Genomic DNA, 223 nt, shown 5'->3' with positions numbered 1-223 from the left:
CATTCATGGGCATTGGCAGGGGTAATGTGCAGTTTCTCAATATAGCCTTCCGCATCGGTACGGGTATGTTGTTTGTAACCGAGTTTGTAGAGGCCGCTTTTCTTTATCCAACGGGCATCGCTGTCTTTACTCGGTGTGGTTTGGCTGCTGACTTGTCCTTCTTCATCGACTTCTATGGCCTGACGCTGTTTGCTGCCGGCGGTCTGAATAATGGTGGCGTCAA

1 protein-coding gene is annotated in these 223 nt (G+C 50.2%); it reads right to left on the bottom strand.

What is annotated here, in order from left to right:
- Positions 1 to 223: transposase (locus ACTHSW_RS10975; RefSeq protein ID WP_440373935.1), on the bottom strand; the 223-nt coding region annotated here is incomplete at both ends.

It is taken from the genome of Neisseria sp. P0008.S004 (assembly GCF_051962755.1).
GTDB lineage: Bacteria > Pseudomonadota > Gammaproteobacteria > Burkholderiales > Neisseriaceae > Neisseria > Neisseria subflava_A.
The sequence above is the reverse complement of the archived record's forward strand: the minus strand, read 5'-3'. Positions and strand labels throughout refer to the sequence as shown.